The organism is Curtobacterium sp. NPDC088465 (assembly GCF_044753165.1).
Classification (GTDB): domain Bacteria; phylum Actinomycetota; class Actinomycetes; order Actinomycetales; family Microbacteriaceae; genus Curtobacterium.
Genome location: NZ_JBIVMR010000002.1, coordinates 103,166 through 125,924 on the forward strand (window position 1 = coordinate 103,166; position 22,759 = coordinate 125,924).

Sequence of the window (22,759 nt, forward strand, 5' to 3'; positions counted from 1 at the left end):
AGCGGTGCGACCCGACGTGTCGTCGGTGCGGACTCCCGCAAGCCGGCTCGCGGTCCGACGTCGGGCGTGACGGACGGGAGGCCCGGTACCAGCTGGTACCGGGCCTCCCGTCCGTCGAGCGGTCGCCCTGCGTCCGCGGGTCGCGCGATCAGGTGAGCAGCGCGACGAGGTGCGAGCGCGAGCGCGCACCGACCTTCCGGTAGATCTGCGTCAGGCGCAGCTCCACGGTGCGCTGGGACATGAACAGCGACGACGCGATCTCGCGGTTGCGGTAGCCCTCGGTCACCTTCTGCACCACGGCGCGCTCCTCCGCGGTCAGCTGGGTGAGCACCACCGACGCGTCCGGGGCGCTCCGCGGTGACCCGGGGACCGGGGCGGACAGCACCGGTCCGGACCGCAGCGACGTCGGCACGCCGAAGGCCGGCATGACCGCCGTCGGCGCGGGCGTCGCCAGCGGTCGTCGCAGACCGGCCGCCTCGTACGCGGCCGCGGCGGCGGCGCCGAGGCGGGGCCGCTCGGCGTCCGTGCCCACCGCCGTCAGGGCGGCGAAGGTGCGAGCGCGCTCGTACTGCGAGTCGTGCGGCTGGAACAGCTCGAGGGCTCGACGACGCGCCGTCTCACGGGTGGCGTCGTCGGCGACGAGCGCCAGGCTGCGGGCCAGCACGAGCGCGCCCCAGCGGGACGGCCTGGCGTGGTGGTCGGCCGCGAGCCGGGCCGTCGCGTTCCGGGCGTCGTCGATCCGGCCGAGGCGCACGTAGCCCTCGACCAGGTCGCCGAGGTGCCGCAGCACGGTCGGGTTGCGCAGCGACCGGCCGACGGCGTCCGCCGCCTCGAGGGCGGTCACCGCCTCGTCGACACGACCGTCGAGCAGCAGCACACGCCCGCGGAGTGCGTGCAGCCGGGCCGTGGTGCCCCAGAGCAGCACCGTGGAGCGGAGCGCCAGGCACCGGTCCACCACCTCGAGCGCCTCGAGCGAACGGCCCTCGGCGAAGTGGCGCCACGCGACCGCGACCGCCCGCGACGGCTCGCGGAGCCGCTGCGCGGACAGGGCGCTCCCGGCCTCCCAGGCGTCGATCGCGCGGAGGGCCTGCCGGAAGTTGCCGGAGCGCAGCTCGTTCTCGGCGGACAGGTAGCGGGCTCCCTCGACCCACACGGCCTCGGTGTCCTGCCCGCGGGCGACGACGAGCGCGAAGACGCGACGTGCGCTCCGGTACCGCTCGGCGAGGCTCAGCGCGTGTGCCACGAGCAGGAGTGCCGGGTCGGACATCGCCATCAGCCGCGCCGTCGAGAGCCCGTCGTAGAGCTCCGTGTCGGCGGGCAGCGAACCGTCGAGCGCGGCGACGAGGCACTGCACGGCGCCGGCGATCTCCGCGGTGTGCGGGGTGACCACCGAACCGAGCTGCTCGACCCGGGCGAGCAGGTCGCGGGCCTGCTCGAGGTCCCACGTCTCCGCCCGGAAGCTGGCGACCATCGCCAGGAGCCCGGCGGTCGCGGGGGCTTCGGGTGCCTCCGCGTCCACGGGCACGAGGAGCTCGTCCGCGTGCACGGTCTCGCCGCGCAGGTACTGCACGGAGTACAGGACCCGCAGGCGCCGGACCTCGTCCGACCCGCGCCGGAACGGGCGCATCGCGGTGAGGTAGCGCGCGGCGAGCCCGAGCTGACGCTGTGCGAACAGCGCCTCGGTGACGGCGAGCAGTGCCGTCCGCTCGTCCTCACCGCCCGAGCCGACGTGCAGGGCACGCTCGGCCAGGGCGACCGCGGCGTGCGGTGCCCCGTCGGCGACGTAGCCCGCGGCGGCGTCGAGCAGCGCGACCACGTCGGGGACGTCGTCGACGAAGCTCCGGTGCCACGCGGCGGCGCGCGGGTCCGCCTCGGCGCTCGCCGCGGCGAGCTCGCGGTGCAGCGTGCGCCGGGTGCGTGCGGACATCCGCCAGTACAGGGTTGACCGCAGCAGCGGGTCGCGGACCGTGACGGTCTGGCCGCGCACGACGACGAGCCCGGCGTCGGCGAGGTCGTCGACGGCGTCGCGGTCCCATCCGGTCGTCCTGGCGACCGGCACGAGGGACAGCCGGGCGAGGACGTCCAGACCACGTCCCGCGTCGTCGGTGTCCGTGTCGGCGGCACCCTCGACCACGTCGAGGGTCAGCGCCGCGATGGCCTCGGTCGTGGCGGTCGGGCGCAACGGCAGCACGAGCGGCTCGGTGCCGGTCAGCTGGGCGGTCGAGAGCATGTCGAACTGCTCGCGGAGCGCGCCGGGGTTGCCGCCCGTCGCATCGGCGAGGATCGCGAGGACGCCGTCGTTCGCGCCCTCCGGTGCCATCGACCGGGCCAGCGCGAGGGACACGTCGGCGGCCAGCGGTTCGAGCCGCAGCACGGGGAGGGCCGTGAGCGGACCGTCCGACGGCACGGTCCGGACCGTTGCGACCAGACGCAGTGCCGTGCCGGCGAGCCGACCCGCCAGGAACGCGATGAGCTCCTGGCTCTCGCGGTCCATCCGGTCGAGGTCGTCGATCAGGACGACCGTCGGCGGCAGGGTCAGGGTCTGCACGGCCTCGAGGAAGTCGTGCGCGGCGGCGAGCCCGCTCGTCGCGCCACCGGCCTGCAGCAGGTGCGCGATGTGGGCGGTCGCCCGGGGATCGTCGAGTGCGGTGAACAGGGAGGTCACGCCGGCCAGGGGCCAGCGGGACTCGCTCCCGTTGACACCGACCCGCACGACGGGGAGGGAGACGCGGTCAGCGACCGCGTCGAGGACGCTGCTGCGCCCGGAACCAGGGTCGCCGACGACGACCATCGCGGACTCACGAGGGAGTACAGCGAGGGTCGCGATCCGGTCGACCTCGAGACGGCGACCGGTGAGTGCCATGACTCACCGGCCTCCGGGTCCGGGGACGGAGACTGCGGTGGGCGTCCGGTCGGCAGCGCGGCGGGAGACCACGGCGACGGACGGGATCCGGTCGGCGGCACGGGCAGGGACCGTGGCGACGGACGGACGCGAGGCGGCGACGGAGCGCACACCAGGGCTGTCGGTGAGATGACGCGGACGACGAGTGAGGGTGCACTCGGTTCCGCCTGGGAACGATGAAGTCATCGTCTGGACCACCCCTCGGGTCAGGGTTTTCGGACGAGTAATGGACGACGGACCCGACACGGTCCGGGTCTAGGGAACCCGGTGCGTCCGATCAGCCGTGAGCACGATAACCCGCCCATCGGACGCCACCGAAGTGCTCGTCAGCAGAGTGTCCGACTCGCCTGGCCCCAGTCCGGGGGGTCCCTGCCCCCGTCCGGGGGTCCGGCACCGTCGGCCGGGCCGCGCGCAGGGGACAAGCGGGGTACACCGCGGCGCAGTGTCCGCCCTGCCCCGGTGTCGCCCGTGTCGGGACGACCAGGGGCTACGGACGCCGGATGACGTCCACGACGGCGTCGTGCACGTGCCCGTTCGTGGCGAGGGCGCTGCCGTGCCACGGGCCCGGGTCGCCGTCGAGCGAGGTGAAGCGGCCGCCCGCCTCCTCGACGATCGGCACGAGGGCCGCGATGTCCCACGGCTTGAGGTCGGGCTCGCCCGCGACGTCGAGGACCCCCTCGGCGACGAGCATGTACGACCACATGTCGCCGTACGCCCGGGTGCGCCAGACCTTGCGGGACAGGGTGACGAGGGCGTCGAGCCGGTCGTCCTCGTCCCACTGCTGGATGCTGTTGTAGCTGAGGCTCGCCTCGGACAGCGCCGTGACGCCGGAGACCCGCAGGGGCCCGTCGGTCGAGTGTGCGCCGAGCCCCTCCGCGGCCCACCAGCGCTTGCCGAGCGCCGGGGCGCTGACGACGCCGAGCACCGGGCGGCCGTCGACGGCGAGTGCGATGAGGGTCGCCCAGACCGGCACGCCCCGCAGGTAGTTCGCGGTGCCGTCGATCGGGTCGACCACCCACTGCCGGTGCCCCTCGCTCAGGGCGTCGGCACCGGTGTCCGCCGTCGTCTCCTCGCCCAGGAACGCGTCGTCCGGGCGCTCGGCGGCCAGGCGCTCGCGCAGGGCACGCTCGACCGCCTGGTCAGCGTCCGTGACGTGCGTGCTGTCGGCCTTCGTCGTGACGTGCAGGTCGGCGGCGCGGAACCGCTCGAGGCTGATCGCGTCGGCGGTGTCGGCGAGGGAGCGGGCGAAGTCCAGGTCGGCGCTGAGGTCCACGGATGTCAGGCTAGCGCCCTAGGCCGCGACGACCTGCTCCTCCTCGTAGCGCGACACCGCGCGCTCGCGGGCGATGCGGGTCCGACGTGCGGCGAGCCCGTGCACGAGGACACCGAGCAGCACCGCGACGACCAGCCACAGCACGAGCACGACCACCGACCGGGTCAGCGACGCTCCGGGGAAGTACACGAGGTCCTGCGCGGCGCCGAGCCAGGCCGCGCCGCTCCAGAACGTGTTGAGCGCCGCGAAGAAGCCGGGCTGGAACGACGGCTGGAAGATCCCGCCGGAGCTCGTGAAGTTGAGCATCACGAAGAGCATCGTCAGGATCGGCGTGGTCCACCGCCCGAGCAGCGGGTGCAGCCCGACGCCGAGGGCGACGATGACGGCGTCGTAGAGCCACGCGAACAGGAAGACCTGCCAGCGGTGGTCCGGGATGACGCCGTACAGCGGTCCGGCGACCAGGACACCGATGCCGGCGACGACCCCGGCGGTGACGGCGCCGACGACGACCGTCCAGAGCGCGCGGAGCTTCGCGGCCGCCGCGGCGACGGCGATCGCGGAGGCGTACCCGCCGACGCTCAGGCCGACGAGCAGGAAGAAGAGTCCCTGGCCGGTCGGGTCCTCGTCACCGGTGGGCACGACGTCGTGCACGGTGAACGGCAGGTGCTGCTCGTACGCGATCGGCAGGAAGACCTTCTGGGCTGCGGTCGCGGTGGTCTCGCTCGCGGCCGTGGAGACGTAGAGCACGGCGCCGTCCGTCCCCGGGGCGTACACGGCGGCGAGGTCGCGGTCCCGGACCTGCCGTTCGGCCTCGGCTGTCGAGCCGACGACGTGCGCGACCAGCCGGCCGTCGGAGCCGTCGGTGACGGTCTGGGCGAACACCTGGGCCTCCGGGCCCTGTCCGACGATGCCGACCGGGAGCTCGTGCGGGGTCGGAGCGTGGAACGCGCCGAGGTAGGCGAGGCTCATCCCGACCGCCAGGAACAGCGGCACGAGGATGTGCGACCCGAAGGACCGCAGCGACCGTCCGAGGTGCTCGGGGCGCAGGACCGCCGCGATCGCCGCCGTGGGGCGGTCGGCTCGCGCCGGGTGCTCCGCCGCGTGGTCACCGTGGTGGACCGGTTCGGGTCTGGCTGTGTTGTTCTCTGCAACTTCGGGCACGAGGGGCAACGGTACACCCGCGCCGCACGCGACGGTCCCCACGCACGCGACGGTCCCCACGCGCGGGACGACCCCCGCCTCGGGTCAGTCCGCGCCGGGGTCGTCCGCACCCATGCCGGTGAGCAGGGCGCGGAAGGAGTCGAGCCGCTCGACGCCGGTCGCCCCGAGCTCCCCGTCGTGCACGCGGTCGACGATCTCCCAGTCGTGCGCCTGCGCGAGCGGGATGCCGTCGGCGGGCTCGCGCACCGGGACGGCGTGCGCCGCGAAGGCACGGAAGACGTTCTCGGGCTGCACGTGCCCGAGCCCGAACGACCGCACGCCGGGGGTGTCGATGATCCACCCACCGTCACGGACGCGCAGCGCGATCGAGGACGACGAGGTGTGCCGCCCGCGACCGGTGACCGCGTTGACCACGCCGGTCGCGCGGGTCGAGCCGGTGATGGCGTTCACGAGCGTCGACTTGCCGACGCCGGAGTGCCCGACCGTGACGGTCACCGTGTCGTCGAGCACCTCGTGCAGGGCGTCGAACGGCACGTCGTCCGACCGGCTCGTGACGATCCGGAGGTCCAGGCAGGCGAAGTGCGCCAGGAACGGTGCCGGGTCGGCCAGGTCGGTCTTCGTGATGCAGAGCACCGGGTCCAGGCCGGCGTCGAACGCCGCGACGAGGTACCGGTCGATGAGTCGCGGCCGCGGCTCGGGGTCTGCCGCCGCGACGACGATCAGCATCTGGTCGGCGTTCGCGACGATCACGCGCTCGACCTCGTCGCTGTCGTCCGCGCTCCGTCGGAGCAGGGTCGACCGCTCGGCGACCTTGACGATCCGCGCGAGCGAACCGGCGTCGCCCGAGACGTCCCCGGCGAGCGACACGCGGTCGCCGGTCACGACCGACTTCTTGCCGAGCTCCCGGGCCTTCGTCGCCGTGATCACCCGCTCGTCGTCCTGGCCGGCCGACACCAGCACGCCGAAGCGCCCGCGGTCGACGTTCGTCACCCAGCCGGTCGGGGCGTCGTCGTAGTTCGGACGGGTCTTCGTGCGGGGCCGGTTGCCCTTCGGGTTCGGCCGGATCCGCACCTTCGACTCGTACTGTCCGTACGGCTCGTCCTCGTCGGTGTCGTCCCCGTCGACGTCGTCCCACCAGCTCACGGCGTCACGCTCCCGTCCCGGTGGCCCGCAGCCTGGTCCGCACCGGTCGCCACCAGGTCCGCCCAGAGCTCGGGGAACTGCGGCAGCGTCTTCGCCGTGCAGCCGACGTCGTCGACGGCGACGCCGTCGACGACGAGACCGACGAGGGCGCCCGCGGTCGCCATCCGGTGGTCGTCGTACGCGGCCCAGCCACCGCCGTGGAGGCGGGCGGGCGTGATCCGCAGGCCGTCGTCGAGTTCCTGCACCGAGCCTCCCGACCGGTTCACGTCCGCCGCGAGCGCGGCGAGGCGGTCCGTCTCGTGGCCACGCAGGTGGCCGATCCCGGTGATCTCGCTCGGCCCGTCGGCCAGGGCCGACAGCGCGACGAGCGCCGGTGCGAGTTCGCCGCCGCGGGACAGGTCGAGCGTCACACCCGGCAGGGAGGCTCCACCCGCCACCCCGACACCGCCGTCGAAGACGAGGTCGTCGCCGTCCCGCGTGACGGTCGCGCCCCACAGGGGCAGGAGCGTCTCGAGGTCGGCACCGACCTGCGTCGTGTCGGTCGGCCAGGTGCGGATCCGGACCGTGCCGCCCGCGACGAGCGCAGCCGCCGCGAACGGCGCGGCGTTCGACAGGTCGGGCTCGATGACGACGTCGCGCGCCGCGATCGGGCCCGGGTGCACCACCCACTCGCCGACGGTCGGCTGGTCCACGCGGACACCGCGGGCACGGAGCGCCGCGACGGTCATGTCGATGTGCGGCAGGCTCGGCAGCCGCTCGCCGACGTGGGTGAGGTGCAGGCCCTCGTCGAAGCGGGGCGCCGAGAGCAGCAGCCCGGACACGAACTGCGACGATGCCGACGCGTCGATCTCGAGACGGCCGCCTCGGACCGCTCCGGTGCCGGTGAACGAGAACGGCATCGCGCCGTCGCCGTCGTCCGTCACGTCGACCCCGAGGTCGGCGAGGGCGCTGATGATCGCGCCCATCGGTCGCCTCCGCGCGTACGGGTCGCCGTCGACCGTCACGGGGCCGGTCGCCAGCGCGGCGAGCGGCGGCAGGAAGCGCATCACGGTGCCGGCCAGCCCGCAGTCGACGGCGACGTCGCCGTGCATCGGCGCGGGTGTGATCCGGAGGTCCGGCCCGTACGGGTTCGGAGCCGTGCCGTCCGCGGGGACGACCTCGTCGATCCCGACGCCGAGCTGCCGGAGCGCGGCGACCATCAGGGCGGAGTCGCGCGAGTGCAGGGGGAGCCGGATGGTCGAGGGGCCGTCGGCCAGCGCCGCGAGGACCAGCTCCCGGTTCGTCAGCGACTTCGAGCCGGGCAGGGCGACGTCGCCGCGCAGGGGTCCGCGGGCGAGGGGTGCGATCCAGGGATCGGGCTGCTGGGAATGCGTCGACTGGGCCATCGGTTCACCAGGGTACTGAACACCGCGGGAGGACCATTGGCGACAGCGACACTCGAACGGTCACGGACGGCACTGCCGACCGTGCGGACGACGATCGACGGCTCGCTCGGCGGGCTCGGCCTAGACTCGTCCGTGATGACGACCGACGAACCGCAGGCAGCACCGCACGACCTGGTCGAGGAGACCGAGGCGCAGGTCGACGCGGTGTCCGAGGAAGCGGACGCCCTCGAGCCCGAGGCCGAACCGGCGGACGAGAAGACCGTGTCCGAGGCCGAACTGCGATCCCTGTTCGAGGACCAGGCGCTCCCGTTCATGGACCAGCTCTACGGCGCCGCGATGCGGATGACCCGCAACCCGGCCGACGCGTCGGACCTGGTGCAGGAGACCTTCGTCAAGGCGTACGCGGCGTTCCGGCAGTTCCGTCAGGGCACGAACCTCAAGGCGTGGCTCTACCGGATCCTCACGAACACGTTCATCAACACGTACCGCAAGAACCAGCGGAACCCGTACCAGGGCACGATCGACGAGCTCGAGGACTGGCAGCTCGGCGGCGCCGAGAGCGTCACGCAGTCCGTCTCGGCGCGTTCCGCCGAGGCCGACGCGATCGACCACCTGCCGTCCTCGGCCGTGAAGGACGCGCTCCAGTCGATCCCCGAGGACTTCCGGATGGCCGTGTACTTCGCGGACGTCGAGGGCTTCTCCTACCAGGAGATCGCCGACATCATGAAGACCCCCGTGGGGACGGTCATGAGCCGTCTCCACCGTGGACGCCGGCTCCTCCGCGGGCTCCTGGCGGACCACGCACGCGAGACCGGCATCGTCCCGGACGCAGCGTCGACGGCGACGATGCGCGGGCGGGGCCGGAAGACGACTGCGGCCGCTGGTCGCACCGACGGGAAGGACGCACGATGAGCGGCTGCGACTGCTCGAAGGCCAAGGCCGAGCTCGAGGAGTTCCTGCACGACGAGCTCTGCCGCGAGGACGCCGCGGACATCCGCGAGCACATGGAGTCCTGCGAGGACTGCACGAGCGAGCACCGGGTCGGTGTGGTGCTGATGGAGACGGTGAAGCGCGCGTGCGCCGAGACCGCGCCGGACCAGCTCCGGACCGAGATCCTCGCGCGCATCCGCGTGGAGCAGGCGACGCACTAGCGGTCATCTCCCGACCGCGAAGTGCGTGGCGACCGACGTCCACGGCAGTTCTCGGTTGTACACGCGAGCCGTGTCGACCTCGCCGACGAAGTTCGGCTTGGCCTTGTCCGCACCCGGCCAGTCGGCGGTGGACTCGCGTCCGACGCGCCAGTAGCCCTCGTAGGTGAACGGCTTGGTGTTGTCGGAGCGGTCGGCCACTTGGACACCGTCGAGCCAGAGCGCCATGTGCCCGGGCGTGGACGTGCCCACGGCCATGTGCCACCGGCCGTCGTCGACACGCGCGGTCGAGGTGACCGAGCGTCGGGTGGCGTTCCCACTGTCCTGCACGCCGAACGCGAGGGTTCCTTCCGAGGTGATGTACAGACGGCGGTCCTTGAAGCCGGACGCGGCCGTCTGCCCGGAGCCGAAGGACATGATGCTGCCCTGGGCACGGTCTGTTCGGAACCAGATCTCGATGCTGAAGGTCGAGGGCGCCTCGATCTGCGTCGAGCTGGTGGCGCGCGGCGAGTCGGAGGCGTCTTCGAAGCGGAGGGACGGGTTGTCCGCGCACGAGGCGTCGTGACGCTGTGCGTGCCCCGTCATCACCGCGGGCTGCCGCCCGACGTGGTCGACGATGTCCGGACCCGACTTCTCGTCGAAGTCCCACGCCAGCGACGGCCTGTCCAGCATCCCGCGGAAGCACGGGAAGGTCTTCGCCGTCGCTGCCGCCGCCGCTGCCCCGGTGTCCGCCGAGAAGACCGCGCCCGCCCCGGAGCCGGTGCCGACCGCGGCGGCGGTCACGGCGGCGAGGACGGCGAGGAGCGTCGCGGGGACCGTCGAGACCGTCCGCTCCACGACGGGCGGCGGGGTCGCGAGGTCCACACGCGGCGTGCCGCACCCGCCACACGGCGTGCCGTTGCGCATCCCGCGATCGCTCCCGGCGAGGAGCACGAGCGCGATCGCGAGCGCGAGGGTTGCGGCGAGGTGCGCGACGTCGCCTTCGCGGAGCCACGTCGCCGGGAGACCGACCGCGGGGAACCGCAGCAGGGCGACGCCGCGGACCGCTGACGGCGCCACGGCACTCCGGTCGGGTCGCGGGTTGGCGTCGCCGCGGAGGACGAGCATCCCGTCGTCCCGCACCCGGTCGAGACGGTGCAGGCGGAGGCGGCCCGGATGGTCGGGATCGTCGACCAGCAGGACCCGCCCCGGCGTCCGGGCGGAGTCCGGCAGCGGGGCTGCGGCGACGACGTCGCCGACCTGGACCGCCGGGGCCATGGAGCCGCTCACCACCGTCGTCGTCGGCCAGCCGAGGCAGACGGGCACCAGCGCCCAGAGGAGGAGGGCCACAGCCGTGAGGAGCAGGGTCCTGGCGGCGGTGGCGATCCCGAGCGCGACCGCGTCGCTCGTGCAGCGCCGTCGCGTCCGGGTCGTGTCGCGGGGCATCCGTCGTCCTCTCTCAGCTGGTGGTGGTGTTGCTCCGGAGCGGCCGCTACTTCGACTGCGCCTCCCACACGAACGTGGCCGACGCGGAGGTGTCCTGCGCCGAGTTCGGGGTGTCCTCGCCGAGGGTGTACGTGATGCGGTAGACCGTGGCCTCCGTGCCGGTGGTCGGCGTCCAGGAGCCGTAGCCGTCGGCGAACGAGGTGGATGCCTCGAGCGCGCTCAGCGTGTCGGCGAAGACGCCGTCCTGCGCGTTGAAGCCCTGGCAGTCGGCCCCGGTCGCGGTCCCTCGCTCGACGATGAGGTCGAGGTGGTCCGCGGCCCCGTCGTTGACCACGTCCGCGCCGTAGAAGCGGACCAGCGCCGGCTTGGTGGTCGTCGCGGTGACGGTGATGCACTGCTCGCCGGTGTCACCGGGGACGAGGTCACTGACGTCGAACAGGGCGGTGCCCTGGTGGTCGTCGTCGAGCGCGACGGTGCCGGTGCGCCAGTTGTTGCCGGAGTTGTCGGTCGACGCGGAGAACGCGGCGTAGGACGCGCCGGAGATCACGGCGGCGCTGGCGACGAGGGCCAGCGGGACGGCGACGAGAGCGCTGCGGCGGCTGGAACGGGTAGAGAGGTGCATGGAGTCTCCTTCGAGTGGACGAGTCCCATGAAGGATACGAAATATCAAGTGTTTGCACAAGCGTGTGCTCGTCGTCACACGTCGCCGGCGCTGGGTAGGGTCGCCCCATGACCCTCACCGCCGAGTCGATCACCACCTGGTCCGACACGGACGTCGCCGACGTCACCGCCCTCGTCCGTCTGCTCGGGCACGTCGTCGACGAGTCCGCGATGCGCGCACGGCTGGAACGGCTCGTGCCCGAGGCCGGACACCGCACGTGGCTGGTCCGTGGCGACGACGGCCGAGCGGTCGCCGTGGCGGGTGCGCAGGTCACGTGGTCGTACGCGAGCGACGAGCCCACCGCGCAGCTCCTGCTGCTGGTGGTCGACCCGTCGGCCCGGAGGCTCGGGACCGGTTCCGCGCTCATCGACACGTTCGAGACGTGGGCGAGTGAGCAGGGGGCGCACCGGCTGAGCGCCGTGTCGGCCGCCGCGACGGACAGCGCGCACCGGTTCTACCAGAAGCGCGGGTACCACGAGGCCGGGGTCCGCTACACGAAGCTGAAGTAGCGTCGGGCAGCCCCTGGCGCTGCACGTCGGTGCTGCTGCGTGCCGCGTGCGGCCGCCGCTGCTGCCGCCGCCGTCGGTGCGTCTGCGTGCCCGGGAGATGCGCGCCCTGACGAACGATGCGCCCCGTCTCCACGGGGCGCATCGTTCGTCAGGGGGCGCGGCGGATCAGCCGAGTGCCTTGCGGACGACGTCGGCGGCCTCACCCGCGGAACGCTTCGACGAGCCCGTCGCCGGTGCGGCACTCGCCGGGCGCGAGGCCACGGAGAGCGGACGGCCGTCGAGGTGCGGGGACAGGTTCATGCACACGAACGGCCAGGCGCCCTGGTTCTCCGGCTCCTCCTGGGCCCAGACGACCTCGGCCTGCGGGTAGCCCGCGAGCACCCGGAGCAGCTCGTCGAGGGGGAGCGGCGCGAGCTGCTCCAACCGGACGAGGGCGACGTCGGTTGCGCCGGACTTGTCGAGCTCGGCGCGGAGGTCGTGGTGCACCTTGCCCGAGTGCAGCACGACGCGGCGCACCCCGGCCTTGTCGGTCACGCGGTCGTCGTCGAGCACCTCGTGGAAGGAGCCGTTCGTGAAGGCCTCGACCGGGCTCGTCGCCTGGCGGAGGCGGAGCATGGCCTTCGGCGTGAAGACGACGAGCGGCTTCTGCGGGCGCTCCCACGCCTGGCGACGGAGCAGGTGGAACCACGACGCCGGCGTCGAGGGACGCGCGACGATCATGTTGTCCTCGGCGCAGAGCTGCAGGTACCGCTCGATGCGCGCCGAGGAGTGGTCCGGCCCCTGACCCTCGTAGCCGTGGGGGAGCAGGAGCACCAGCCCGGAGCGCTGTCCCCACTTCTGCTCGGCGGACGAGATGAACTCGTCGATGACGGTCTGCGCGCCGTTCGCGAAGTCGCCGAACTGCGCCTCCCACAGCACGAGGGCCTCGGGACGTTCGACCGAGTAGCCGTACTCGAACGCCATCGCCGCGTACTCGCTGAGCAGCGAGTCGTAGATGTACAGGCGGGCCTGGTCCTCGGCGACGTTGGCGAGCGGCAGCCACTCCTGCCCGTTCACCCGGTCGTGGAAGACCGCCTGGCGCTGCACGAAGGTGCCGCGTCGGGCGTCCTGGCCGGCGAGCCGGACGGGCTTGCCCTCGACCAGCACCGAGCCGATCGCCATGAGCTCCGCCATCGCCCAGTCGATGCCGCCGGAGCGGGTCATCTCGGTGCGCTTGGTGAGGAGCTGCTGCAGCTTCGGGTGGATCGAGAAGCCGGCGGGCGGGTTGCTGTGCGCGTCGCCGATGGCCCGGACGAGTTCCTCGGAGATCGCCGTCTCGTGCACCTCGATCTCGGCGTCGTCACGCTGGGCCGTCGGACGCTCGAGACCGTCCACGGCGCCGTCGTCGTCCGTCGTGATGACGGGCATCGTGCCGGTCTGCGCCTCGTGGGTCTCGGCGAAGGCGCGCTCGAGGCGGTCCTGGAAGTCGCGGTGCGCCTCGTCGTACTCCTCCTGCGTGATGTCGCCGCGACCGACGAGGGCCTCGGTGTACAGGGTGCGGACGGAGCGCTTCGCCTCGATGAGGTTGTACATGAGCGGCTGGGTCATCGAGGGGTCGTCGCCCTCGTTGTGGCCGCGGCGGCGGTAGCAGACGAGGTCGATCACGACGTCGCGGTGGAACTCCTCGCGGTACGCGAAGGCGAGCTCGGCGACGCGGGCCACGGCCTCGGGGTCGTCCCCGTTGACGTGGAAGATCGGCGCCTGGATCGTCTTCGCCACGTCGGTGGAGTACACCGAGCTGCGCGCGGACTCCGGGGGCGTGGTGAACCCGACCTGGTTGTTGATGACGAGGTGCACCGTGCCACCCGTGCGGTAGCCCCGGAGCTGCGACATCTGCAGGGTCTCGACGACGACGCCCTGGCCGGCCATGGCCGCGTCGCCGTGCACGAGCACCGGCAGCACGCCGAAGGTGCCGGGCGGGGTGCGGTCCTGCTTGGCGCGCACGATGCCCTCGAGCACGCCGTCGACGGCCTCGAGGTGTGACGGGTTCGCGGCGATCGTGACGGGGATGCTCGAGCCGTCCGACGCGCGGAAGACGCCCTCGGTGCCGACGTGGTACTTCACGTCACCGGAGCCCTGACCGGACACGGAACCCGGGAGCGACGACCCCTCGAACTCGCGGAAGATCTGCCCGTAGGTCTTGCCGGCGATGTTCGTCAGCACGTTGAGGCGGCCGCGGTGGGCCATGCCGATGGCGACCTCGTCGAGGCCGGCGCCCGCCGCGTGCTGGATGAGGGTGTCGAGGAACGCGATGGTCGACTCGCCGCCCTCGAGCGAGAAGCGCTTCTGGCCGACGTACTTCGTCTGCAGGAAGGTCTCGAACGCCTCGGCCTCGTTGAGCTTGCCGAGGACGCGGAGCTGCTCGTCCTTCGACGGCTTCGAGTACGGCACTTCGATGTGGCCCTGCACCCAGCGGCGCTGTTCCGGGTCCTGGATGTGCATGTACTCGACACCGACGGTGCGGCAGTAGGCGTCGCGCAGGATGCCGAGCACGTCGCGCAGGGGTGCCGTCGTGGTGCCGGCGAGGCCGCCCGTGACGAACTCGCGGTCGAGGTCCCAGAACGTGAGCCCGTGGTTCTCGAGCTCGAGGTCGGGGTGGGTGCGCTGCCGGTACTCGAGCGGGTCGATGTCGGCCATCAGGTGCCCGCGCACGCGGAAGCTGTTGATGAGCTCCTGCACGCGCGACGTCTTGTTGACGCGGTGGGCCAGGTCGACGTTGATGTCGTTCGCCCACTGGATGGGCTTGTAGGGGATGCGCAGCGCCGAGAAGATGCCCTCGTAGAACCCGTGCTCGCCGATGAGTCGCTCGTGCACCTTCTTGAGGTACTCGCCCGAGCCGGCGCCCTGGATGACCCGGTGGTCGTAGGTGCTCGTCAGCGTGATCGTCTTGCCGACGCCGAGCTCGACCAGGGTCTTCGTCGCGGAGCCCTGGAACTGCGCCGGGTACTCGAGCGCACCGGCGCCGATGATCGAGCCCTGGCCCTTCGTCAGGCGCGGGACCGAGTGCACGGTGCCGATGCCGCCCGGGTTGGTGAGCGAGATCGTCGTGCCCTGGAAGTCGGCCGGCGTGAGCTTGTTGTCGCGGGCGCGCTTGACGAGGTCCTCGTACGCGGCGAGGAACTGGCCGAAGGTGAGGGTCTCGGCGCGCTTGATGCTCGGGACGAGGAGCGAGCGGGTGCCGTCCTTCTTCGGGACGTCGATCGCGATGCCGAGGTTCACGTGCGCGGGCTCCACCACGAAGGGCTTGCCGTCGCGCTCCTCGTAGAACACGTTCTGGCTCGGGAAGTCCTTGAGCGCCTGCACCATCGCCCACCCGATCAGGTGGGTGAAGGAGATCTTGCCGCCCCGGGCCCGGCGGAGGTGGTTGTTGACGACGATGCGGTTGTCGATCATCAGCTTCGCCGGGATCGTCCGGACGCTGGTCGCGGTCGGGACCGTGAGCGAGGCGTCCATGTTCGAGGCCAGCGTCTTCGCCATGCCCCGGAGCGGGGTCGCCACGTCCTCGTGGGTCTCCTCGTGGTCGTCGGCCTCGTCGTTGGCCTCGGCCGGGATCGGCTGCGGGGTGGGCTGGCGCGAGGTCGTCTTCGCCTGGATCGGACCGGCGGGCTTCGCCTCGCCCGGGGCGTCACCCGTGGCGGGCTGCTGCGTGGTCGACTGCGACGAGGACTGCGCGGGGGCGGGTGCGCTGGGCGTCGAGCCGGCGGCGGAGTCGCCCCCGGTCTGCGAGCGGTGGTAGCTCTCGAGCACGGGCCACCACGACTTGTCGACGGACTCCTTGTCGGCGACGAACTGCTCGTAGAGCTCGTCGACCAGCCACTCGTTCGCCCCGAATTCGCCCGCGGTCTCGTCCGTACCCGTCAGATGGCTCGACACAGCCGATCGCCCACTCTCCGTCGATAGATGCTCGTGTGTGTCGTGCGGGGCAACCCTGCTCCGCACTGGCCGCCAGCCTAGCCGTTCCGCGCCGACCGTTCGGTGACCGTCGGACGCGCGCCGCGCCTCCGGGCCGTGCTCGCGCGTGTCGGGACGGGGGCCGCCTGCCGGACCGGTGGACCCGACGACGGGTGTCGCGCAGCAGGGGTCCTGCTCCGGCGTCGACGGTGCGCCGGGGAGACCTCCCGCACGCGTGTCCGCGCGGCTGCGGAGCCGTACAGTGGCACCCATGAGGTTCTACGAGACGCGGCCGACGCACGACCTGACCTACTCCGACGTCTTCCTCGTGCCGAGTCGGTCCGGGGTGACGAGCCGCTTCGACGTGGACCTCGCCACGAACGACGGCACGGGCGCCACGATCCCGATCGTCAGCGCGAACATGAACTCGGTGACCGGCCCGCGGCTCGCCGCGACCCTCGCCCGCCGCGGTGGGCTCGGTGTGCTGCCGCAGGACATGCACCTGCAGGACCTCGACGCCGCGATCCGCTGGGTCAAGGAGCAGCCGGTCGACTTCGACACCGCCTACGACATGCGCGCCGACACCACCGTCGCCGAGGCGCTCGAGCAGCTGCTGCCGGTGGCAGGTCGCGGGGTCGTGGTCCGCGACGGGGCGGGGGAGTACCTCGGCTGCGTGCCCGCCGTGCGGCTCGGCACCGCGGGTGCGGACGCGACGATCGGTGACCTGCTGCACGGACCCTCGACGGCAATCGACGCCGACGACGCCGGTACCCCGCGGCACGTGTACGACGTGCTCTCCGCCGCCGAGGTCGACTTCGCGCCCGTGGTCCGGCACGGCAGGGTCGTCGGCACCACGAGCCAGACCAGCGCGATCCGCTCCGACATCTACACGCCCGCCGTCGACGGGGACGGTCGCCTGCGGGTCGCCGCCGCGGTCGGCATCAACGGCGACGTCGCCGCGAAGGCGAAGGCCCTCGCCGCCGCCGGGGTCGACGTGCTCGTGCTCGACACCGCGCACGGCCACCAGGAGGGCATGCTCCGCGCGCTCCGCACGGTCTCGGCGCTGGGTCTCGGCCTGCCGATCGTCGCCGGCAACGTCGTCACCGCCGACGCCGTCGCGCACCTCGTCGACGCCGGTGCGACGATCATCAAGGTCGGCGTCGGACCGGGCGCGATGTGCACGACGCGCATGATGACGGCCGTCGGTCGCCCGCAGTTCTCCGCCGTGCTCGAGACCGCCGCGGCCGCCCGGTCGCTCGGCGCACACGTCTGGGCCGACGGCGGCGTCCGCTACCCGCGCGACGTGGCACTCGCCCTGGCCGCCGGAGCCTCCGCCGTCATGATCGGTTCGTGGTTCGCCGGCACGCTCGAGGCGCCGGGCGTGCTCCGTCGCGACGCCGCGGGCAAGGCCTACAAGGAGAGCTGGGGCATGGCGTCGGCGAAGGCCGTGCGGGAGCGCTTCGAGCGCCTCGACCCGTACGAGCGGGCCCGCAAGGCGCTCTTCGCCGAGGGCATCTCGTCGTCGACGATCTACCTCGACCCGGAGCGACCGAGCGTCGAGGACCTGCTCGACATGATCACCACCGGCATCCGCAGCTCGGCGACCTACGCGGGGGCGTCCTCGCTGACCGAGTTCGCCGAGCGGGCGCTCGTCGGCATCCAGTCGGCCGCCGGCTACGAGGAGGGCAAGCCGCTCCCCGTGAGCTGGTAGCGGCGCGGGGCGCGGCCGTCGGCGGGCCGCCGTCGGCGCGAGACTCGGTTCCACGGACAGTTTCGCGGTCCCACCGCCCCGAACGTGTCCGCCTGGCCGAGTCTCGACCAGGACCGACAGACGGACGGGAGGCGCGGTGCTAGCTGGCACCGCGCCTCCCGTCCGTCGTCCGGTCGCGGTCAGCGTCGCCGGGTCGCGTCCTCGACGGTGCCCACCAGTTCCTCGAGGATGTCCTCGAGGAACAGCACACCGATCGTGCGCCCCTCGGCGTCGAACGCCCGCGCCACGTGACGGCCCGCCGCACGCATGGTCGCGAGGGCGTCCTCGAGGTCCATGTCCGTGTACAGGGAGATGAGCTGCCGGATCCGCTTCGGGGGCACCGGCACGTCGAACTCGTCCGGACGCAGGTCGATGACGTCCTTGACGTGCACGTAGCCCGTCGGGTCGCCGTCGTCGCCGACGAGCACGTACCGCGAGAAGCCGCGCTGGGCGACCGCGCGCTCGACGTCCTCGGGGGTGGCGTCCTCGGGGAGGGTGACCAGGTCGGACATCGGCACCGCGACGTCCTTGACCTTCTTCTCCGTGAACTCGAACGCCATCGCGAGCTTGCCGTCGTCCGTCAGGGTGCCCTCGCGGCGGGACTGCTCGACGATCGTCTGGACCTCCTCCACGGTGAACGCGCTGACGGCCTCGTCCTTCGGCTCGACCTTGAACAGACGGAGCACGGCGTTCGCGGTCTCGTTCAGGCCGACGATCACCCAGTGCAGGGCGTGGCCGATGTACCAGAGCGTCGGGACGAGCAGCAGTGCGGCCCGGTCGGGCATCGAGAACGAGATGTTCTTCGGCACCATCTCGCCGAACACGACGTGCAGGAAGGACACGAGCAGCAGCGTGAAGACGAACGCCACGGTGCCGATCACCTCGACGCTCCAGCCGGTCAGTCCGAGCGGGACCTCGAGCAGGTGGTGGATGGCCGGCTCGGACACGTTGAGGATGAGGAGCGAGCAGACCGTGATGCCGAGCTGCGTGGTGGCGAGCATGCGCGTGGCGTGCTCCATCGCGGCGAGCGTCGTCTGGGCGGCCTTCGACCCGGCCTCGGCGCGCGGCTCGATCTGCGAGCGGCGGGCGGAGATCACGGCGAACTCGGCGGCGACGAAGTACGCGTTGCCGAGCAGCAGGACGACGAGCCAGAAGATGCCCCACCAGTCGGAGCCGCTCGACGCGGACTCACCGGCGGCGAGGACGACCATGCCGTCGTGGACGGACGCGGCGCTCATCGGGAGCCCTCCTTCGTGGCGGGGATGATGATCCCGGTGGCCGGGCGCTGCGCGGTCGCGGTGCTGCCGGTGGTCGGGACGGGATCGGGGTGCGTCGGGGTCCAGCGGACGCGGTCGACACGGCGACCGTCCAACCGCTCGACGCGGAAGACGCCGTCGTCGAGCGCGACCTCGTCACCGACGGCGGGCAGGCGTCCGAGGGAGGACATGATGAACCCGCCCACGGTCTCGTACGGACCGTCCTCGGGGACCGTCACGCCGGCACGGTCCTCGAGCTCGTCGGGACGCAGGAGTCCGGGGAAGGTCAACCAGTTCCGGGAGCGCACGACGTCGATGCGTGCGCGGTCGTGCTCGTCGGACACCTCGCCGACGATCTCCTCGACGAGGTCCTCGAGCGTGACGACACCGGCGGTGCCGCCGTACTCGTCGACGACGATCACCATCTGGTAGCCGCGGCTCCGGACCTCGGCGAGCAGGGTGTCGCCGGGCATGGTCTCGGGGACGCGCTCGGCCTCGGTCATCAGGGCGCCGACCGGCACCTCGGGGCGCTTCTCGCGCGGGACCGCGACGGCCTGCTTCACGTGCACGATGCCGACGACGTCGTCCGCGTCCTCCTCGATCACGGGGAAGCGGCTGAAGCCGGTGCGGCGCGCGAGCGCGATGACGTCGTCCGCCGACTCCGAGACCCGGATGGTCGACAGTCGCGGGCGCGGGGTCATCACGTCGCTCGCGTCGAGCTCGGAGAACGCGATGGTGCGCTGGAGCAGCGTCGCGGTGTCCTGCTCGAGCGAGCCCTCCGACGCCGAGCGGCGGAGGAGCGAGCTGAGCTCCTCGGCGCTGCGGGCACCGGACAGTTCCTCCTGGGGCTCGATGCCCATCGACCGGAGGACGGCGTTCGCGGTGCCGTTGAGCAGGGCGACCGCGGGCTTGAACACGGTGGTGAAGGCGACCTGCAGCGGCACGACGAGCCGCGCGGTCTGGAGCGGCAGCGCGAGCGCGAAGTTCTTCGGCACGAGCTCGCCGAGGATCATCGACAGCAGCGTCGCGATGACGAGCGCCACGATCGAGCCGACGGTCTCGACGAGTGCCTGGGGCAGCTGCATCGCGAGGAACGGCGCCTCGAGCAGCGTCGCGATCGACGGTTCGAGCAGGTAGCCGGTCAGCAGGGTCGTCAGCGTGATGCCGAGCTGCGCGCTCGACAGGTGCGTCGACGTGACCTTCAGCGCTGCGATCACCGGCGCCAGGCCGGACTCGCCGCGGTCGCGCCGGGCCTCGACCTCGGCGCGGTCGAGGTTCACGAGCGCGAACTCCGAGGCGACGAAGACACCGGTACCGAGGGTCAGCAGGATGCCGCCGACCAGCATGACGATGTCGAGGGGACTCATTCTCCACCTCCCGACGCACGGGAAGCGGGGCTGCTCACCGAGTGAGCGCCGGATGAGTGGGAAGGCGAAACGGAATTCGGAGGATCGTCCACAGTGAGCAACATCGTAGTGGGTGCGCTGCGTCGGAGCCGAGAACACGTACAGGGAGCGCGCCGTGCCTCCCGGCCCGCACGCCGCGCGCCCCCGGCCGGTGTCGGTGACCGGTCGCGAGGCGCGCGGTGCGCTGGGTGCGCCGGCCTACGCCGTGACGCGCGCGCGGTGGTACTGCTGCGGCTCGTAGTCGATCGCCACGCCGAGCTCGGCGGCGGCGCGCAGGGCGAAGGACGGGTCGCGGAGGAACTCGCGGCCGACCATGACGACGTCGGCCTGGCCGGTGGCGACGACCTGCTCGGCCTGGAAGGCGGTGGAGATCATGCCGACGGCGATGGTGCCGATGCCGGCCTCGCGCTTGACCGTTTCCGCGAAGGGCACCTGGTAGCCGGGCCCGACCGGGATCGGAGCCTTCGCGACGTTGCCGCCGGTGGAGACGTCGGCCAGGTCGGCGCCGTGCTCGGCAGCCCAGCGGGCGACCTGCACGGTGTCCTCCACCGTGAGTCCGCCGTCGACCCAGTCGGTGGCCGAGAAGCGGACGACCACGGGGAAGCCCTCGCCGACCTCGGCGCGGACGGCGTCGATCGTCTCGAGCAGGGCGCGGGCGCGGTTCTCGAGCGAGCCGCCGTAGGCGTCGGTGCGGTGGTTGCTCAGCGGCGAGAGGAACTGGTGGAGGAGGTACCCGTGCGCCGCGTGCAGCTCGACCAGGTCGAAGCCGGCCTCGACCGCGCGGCGTGCGGCCGCGGCGAACGCGAGCGCCACGACGCGGATGTCCTCGGTCTCGAGCTCGCGCGGCACCGCGTAACCGTCGAAGGCCACGGCCGACGGGGCGACCGTCGCCCAGCCGCCCTCGGCCTCCGGCACGCTGCCCGAGGCCCCGGACCAGGGGCGGTGGGTCGATGCCTTGCGCCCGGCGTGTGCGAGCTGGATGCCGGCGGCGGCGCCCTGCGCGTGCAGGAAGTCGACGATCGGCCGGAAGGCGTCGCGCTGCTCGTCGTTCCACAGGCCGACGTCCTGCGGGCTGATCCGACCCTCGGGCACGACGCCGGCGGCCTCGACGACGACGGCGCCCGCGCCGCCCTTGGCGAACCCGCCGAGGTGCACGAGGTGCCACGGGGTCGGGACGCCGTCCTGCTGCTCGACCGAGTACTGGCACATCGGGGAGACCCAGAGCCGGTTGCGGACGGTCAGGTCGCGGATGGTGATCGGTTCGAACAGGGCGTGCGTCACGCGGGTGCTCCTTCGTCGGTCCGTGCCGCCAGGTCCTGCAGGAAGGTCCGCAGTCCGGCCGGCGACGTGAAGTGGTGGCCGACCGCCCCGATCGCGTCTGCACCGGCGGCGTTCTCGGCCCTGTTGTCGACGAACACCATCTGCTCGGGCGTGATTCCCAGGCGCTCGCACGTCGTGCGGTAGACGGATGCGTCCGGCTTGAGGACGTGCTCCTCGGCACTGACCACGACCGTCTCGAACACCGAGCCCATCGGCGACCAGCGGTACGGGTCGCCGAAGTCGCGCCCGGCGTTGGACAGCAGGGCGAGCCGGGTCCCGGCGGCGTGCAGCTCCTCGACGATCGCCAGCGCCTCGGGGTCCACCTCGAACCAGCCCGTGAAGTCGACCGCCCAGAAGCGGTGGATCTCGGTGAGGCTCCACCGTCGGCCGGTCCGCGCCGCGATCGCGCGCCAGTACTCGAGCACCGTGAGGTCGCCCCGGTCGAGGTCGTGTCGCAGCTCCTGGTACACCGGCAGCAGCTCGTCCGCGGGTACGCCGGTCATCGCGACGAGAGCGTCCCACGCGCCGTGCGGTGTCCGGCTGATCACCTCGCCGTAGTCGAAGACCACCACGCGACCGGGCAGGAACAGGCTCATGCGCTCCACCGTAACGTGGCGGTCGTGAACGACTTCGCCCCCTTCGCCCCGACCGACGCCGCTGCCTGGACCACCGCTCCGCACGGCGAGTCGACCAAGTACCGCCGGGGTGTGCTCGGCGTCGCGACCGGCTCCGACCGGTACCCGGGGGCGGCGGTGATGGGCGTCGACGCAGCGGTGCACACCGGCGTCGGGATGGTCCGCTACGTCGGACCGGACCGTGCCACCGACCACGTGCTCGCCCGCCGTCCGGAGGTCGTCTCGGGTGTCGGTCGCGTGCAGGCGTGGCTCGTCGGCTCCGGGATCTCCGCGGACTCGCTCGACGAGCTCGACCCGTCCACCGCTGACGCGTTCCGGCACGCCTCGGACGACGGCGTGCCGGTGGTCGTCGACGCCGGGGCGATCCCGCTGGTCGACCTCGGACCGCTGGCGGTGCTGACGCCGCACGCGGGGGAGCTCGCCCCGGTGCTCGAGACCTCACGCGAGGCCGTCGAGCGTGATCCGGCGACGGCTGCGGTGCGCGCGGCGGAACGGACCGGCAGCGTCGTCCTCCTCAAGGGCTCGGACACACACGTGGCGACACCGGACGGGTCGGTCCGGCTCGTGGCGTCGTCGGCCACGCCGTGGCTCGCGGCGGCCGGCGCGGGGGACGTGCTCGGCGGGGTGCTCGGGGCGCTCGTCGCCGCACGGCAGGGCGCTGCGGAGGCGTCCGGTGCGTCGCTGTCCCCGTCGGACCTCGCGCACCTGGCCGCGACCGCCGCGGTCGTGCACGGGATCGCCGCCCGTCGTGCGTCCCGGGGTGGTCCGTTCACGATGACGGCGCTGATCGAGCAGCTGAGCGGCGTGGTCCGGGACCTGGTCGTCGACGGCGACGCGCGGGGGTAGGGCGCGCGG

General features: G+C 72.6%; 17 protein-coding genes. 5 read left to right on the plus strand and 12 right to left on the minus strand.

What is annotated here, in order from left to right:
• Nucleotides 1-148: 148 nt before the first annotated feature.
• The 5 genes from ACIP6W_RS07840 to aroA all read right to left on the minus strand — a co-directional run bounded on the left by ACIP6W_RS07840 (nt 149) and on the right by aroA (nt 7,864).
• Nucleotides 149-2,863: an AAA family ATPase gene (locus ACIP6W_RS07840; protein WP_400428960.1), complete on the minus strand. Its 2,715-nt coding sequence runs from the start codon at nt 2,861-2,863 to the stop codon at nt 149-151.
• Nucleotides 2,864-3,389: 526 nt separating this feature from the next.
• Nucleotides 3,390-4,175 (minus strand): inositol monophosphatase family protein, encoded by a 786-nt coding sequence (locus ACIP6W_RS07845; RefSeq protein ID WP_209682271.1) that lies wholly within the window; start codon nt 4,173-4,175, stop codon nt 3,390-3,392.
• An 18-nt stretch (nt 4,176-4,193) separates the two neighbouring features.
• Nucleotides 4,194-5,336: a hypothetical protein gene (locus ACIP6W_RS07850; RefSeq protein ID WP_400428962.1), complete on the minus strand. Its 1,143-nt coding sequence runs from the start codon at nt 5,334-5,336 to the stop codon at nt 4,194-4,196.
• Between the two features lie 84 nt (nt 5,337-5,420).
• Nucleotides 5,421-6,479 carry a ribosome small subunit-dependent GTPase A gene (rsgA, locus tag ACIP6W_RS07855; protein WP_209682276.1) on the minus strand — a complete coding sequence of 353 codons (1,059 nt, stop codon included), beginning with the start codon at nt 6,477-6,479 and terminating at the stop codon, nt 5,421-5,423.
• Entirely contained in the window at nt 6,476-7,864 is a 1,389-nt protein-coding gene (aroA, locus tag ACIP6W_RS07860) for a 3-phosphoshikimate 1-carboxyvinyltransferase (protein ID WP_400428964.1), read from the minus strand. The genes rsgA and aroA overlap by 4 nt, the downstream gene beginning before the upstream one ends.
• 135 nt (nt 7,865-7,999) lie before the next feature.
• On the opposite strand from aroA, the gene ACIP6W_RS07865 reads away from it, so the two are divergent.
• Nucleotides 8,000-8,776: a sigma-70 family RNA polymerase sigma factor gene (locus ACIP6W_RS07865; protein ID WP_400428966.1), complete on the plus strand. Its 777-nt coding sequence runs from the start codon at nt 8,000-8,002 to the stop codon at nt 8,774-8,776.
• A complete protein-coding gene (locus tag ACIP6W_RS07870) occupies nt 8,773-9,015 on the plus strand; it encodes a zf-HC2 domain-containing protein (RefSeq protein WP_066654764.1) in 243 nt (80 codons plus the stop codon). Before ACIP6W_RS07865 ends, ACIP6W_RS07870 begins: the two co-directional genes overlap by 4 nt.
• Nucleotides 9,016-9,018: 3 nt before the next feature.
• Here the strand turns inward: ACIP6W_RS07870 and ACIP6W_RS07875 are convergent, their stop codons facing one another.
• Nucleotides 9,019-10,437 carry a LamG-like jellyroll fold domain-containing protein gene (locus ACIP6W_RS07875; protein ID WP_251159705.1) on the minus strand — a complete coding sequence of 473 codons (1,419 nt, stop codon included), beginning with the start codon at nt 10,435-10,437 and terminating at the stop codon, nt 9,019-9,021.
• 46 nt (nt 10,438-10,483) lie between these two features.
• Nucleotides 10,484-11,059 carry a CalY family protein gene (locus tag ACIP6W_RS07880; RefSeq protein ID WP_251159706.1) on the minus strand — a complete coding sequence of 192 codons (576 nt, stop codon included), beginning with the start codon at nt 11,057-11,059 and terminating at the stop codon, nt 10,484-10,486.
• Nucleotides 11,060-11,166: 107 nt separating this feature from the next.
• Here ACIP6W_RS07880 and ACIP6W_RS07885 point away from each other — a divergent pair, with 107 nt between their 5' ends.
• Nucleotides 11,167-11,607 carry a GNAT family N-acetyltransferase gene (locus ACIP6W_RS07885; RefSeq protein WP_066654762.1) on the plus strand — a complete coding sequence of 147 codons (441 nt, stop codon included), beginning with the start codon at nt 11,167-11,169 and terminating at the stop codon, nt 11,605-11,607.
• Nucleotides 11,608-11,772: 165 nt separating this feature from the next.
• On the opposite strand, the gene ACIP6W_RS07890 is transcribed toward ACIP6W_RS07885, so the two are convergent.
• Complete coding sequence (locus ACIP6W_RS07890) at nt 11,773-15,519, minus strand: multifunctional oxoglutarate decarboxylase/oxoglutarate dehydrogenase thiamine pyrophosphate-binding subunit/dihydrolipoyllysine-residue succinyltransferase subunit (protein ID WP_400428969.1); 3,747 nt, start codon at nt 15,517-15,519, stop codon at nt 11,773-11,775.
• Nucleotides 15,520-15,808: 289 nt separating this feature from the next.
• Between ACIP6W_RS07890 and ACIP6W_RS07895 the strand changes: the two genes are divergently transcribed.
• Entirely contained in the window at nt 15,809-17,248 is a 1,440-nt protein-coding gene (locus ACIP6W_RS07895; protein ID WP_251155094.1) for a GuaB1 family IMP dehydrogenase-related protein, read from the plus strand.
• Nucleotides 17,249-17,427: 179 nt separating this feature from the next.
• On the opposite strand, the gene ACIP6W_RS07900 is transcribed toward ACIP6W_RS07895, so the two are convergent.
• From ACIP6W_RS07900 to ACIP6W_RS07915, 4 genes are all read right to left on the minus strand, one after another.
• Nucleotides 17,428-18,498 carry a hemolysin family protein gene (locus tag ACIP6W_RS07900; protein WP_066658342.1) on the minus strand — a complete coding sequence of 357 codons (1,071 nt, stop codon included), beginning with the start codon at nt 18,496-18,498 and terminating at the stop codon, nt 17,428-17,430.
• Nucleotides 18,499-18,521: 23 nt separating this feature from the next.
• Nucleotides 18,522-19,910 carry a hemolysin family protein gene (locus ACIP6W_RS07905; protein WP_400428971.1) on the minus strand — a complete coding sequence of 463 codons (1,389 nt, stop codon included), beginning with the start codon at nt 19,908-19,910 and terminating at the stop codon, nt 18,522-18,524.
• 237 nt (nt 19,911-20,147) lie between these two features.
• On the minus strand, nt 20,148-21,230 hold the full coding sequence (locus ACIP6W_RS07910) for an NADH:flavin oxidoreductase/NADH oxidase (protein ID WP_400428973.1): 1,083 nt from the start codon (nt 21,228-21,230) through the stop codon (nt 20,148-20,150).
• Nucleotides 21,227-21,865: an HAD family phosphatase gene (locus ACIP6W_RS07915; protein ID WP_066654754.1), complete on the minus strand. Its 639-nt coding sequence runs from the start codon at nt 21,863-21,865 to the stop codon at nt 21,227-21,229. The genes ACIP6W_RS07910 and ACIP6W_RS07915 overlap by 4 nt, the downstream gene beginning before the upstream one ends.
• Nucleotides 21,866-21,889: 24 nt before the next feature.
• On the opposite strand from ACIP6W_RS07915, the gene ACIP6W_RS07920 reads away from it, so the two are divergent.
• Nucleotides 21,890-22,750, plus strand: coding sequence for an ADP/ATP-dependent (S)-NAD(P)H-hydrate dehydratase (locus ACIP6W_RS07920; protein WP_251155092.1), 861 nt, complete (start codon nt 21,890-21,892; stop codon nt 22,748-22,750).
• Nucleotides 22,751-22,759: the final 9 nt, after the last annotated feature.

Bases quoted from the DNA above. Each gene is read 5' to 3' on its own strand.
- ACIP6W_RS07870 (WP_066654764.1), top strand. From the start codon at position 8,773: ATGAGCGGCTGCGACTGCTCGAAGGCCAAGGCCGAGCTCGAGGAGTTC.
- ACIP6W_RS07880 (WP_251159706.1), bottom strand. From the start codon at position 11,059: ATGCACCTCTCTACCCGTTCCAGCCGCCGCAGCGCTCTCGTCGCCGTC.
- ACIP6W_RS07895 (WP_251155094.1), top strand. From the start codon at position 15,809: ATGAGGTTCTACGAGACGCGGCCGACGCACGACCTGACCTACTCCGAC.
- ACIP6W_RS07900 (WP_066658342.1), bottom strand. From the start codon at position 18,498: ATGGTCGTCCTCGCCGCCGGTGAGTCCGCGTCGAGCGGCTCCGACTGG.
- ACIP6W_RS07885 (WP_066654762.1), top strand. From the start codon at position 11,167: ATGACCCTCACCGCCGAGTCGATCACCACCTGGTCCGACACGGACGTC.
- ACIP6W_RS07915 (WP_066654754.1), bottom strand. From the start codon at position 21,865: ATGAGCCTGTTCCTGCCCGGTCGCGTGGTGGTCTTCGACTACGGCGAG.
- ACIP6W_RS07840 (WP_400428960.1), bottom strand. From the start codon at position 2,863: ATGGCACTCACCGGTCGCCGTCTCGAGGTCGACCGGATCGCGACCCTC.
- aroA (WP_400428964.1), bottom strand. From the start codon at position 7,864: ATGGCCCAGTCGACGCATTCCCAGCAGCCCGATCCCTGGATCGCACCC.
- ACIP6W_RS07905 (WP_400428971.1), bottom strand. From the start codon at position 19,910: ATGAGTCCCCTCGACATCGTCATGCTGGTCGGCGGCATCCTGCTGACC.
- ACIP6W_RS07875 (WP_251159705.1), bottom strand. From the start codon at position 10,437: ATGCCCCGCGACACGACCCGGACGCGACGGCGCTGCACGAGCGACGCG.
- ACIP6W_RS07865 (WP_400428966.1), top strand. From the start codon at position 8,000: ATGACGACCGACGAACCGCAGGCAGCACCGCACGACCTGGTCGAGGAG.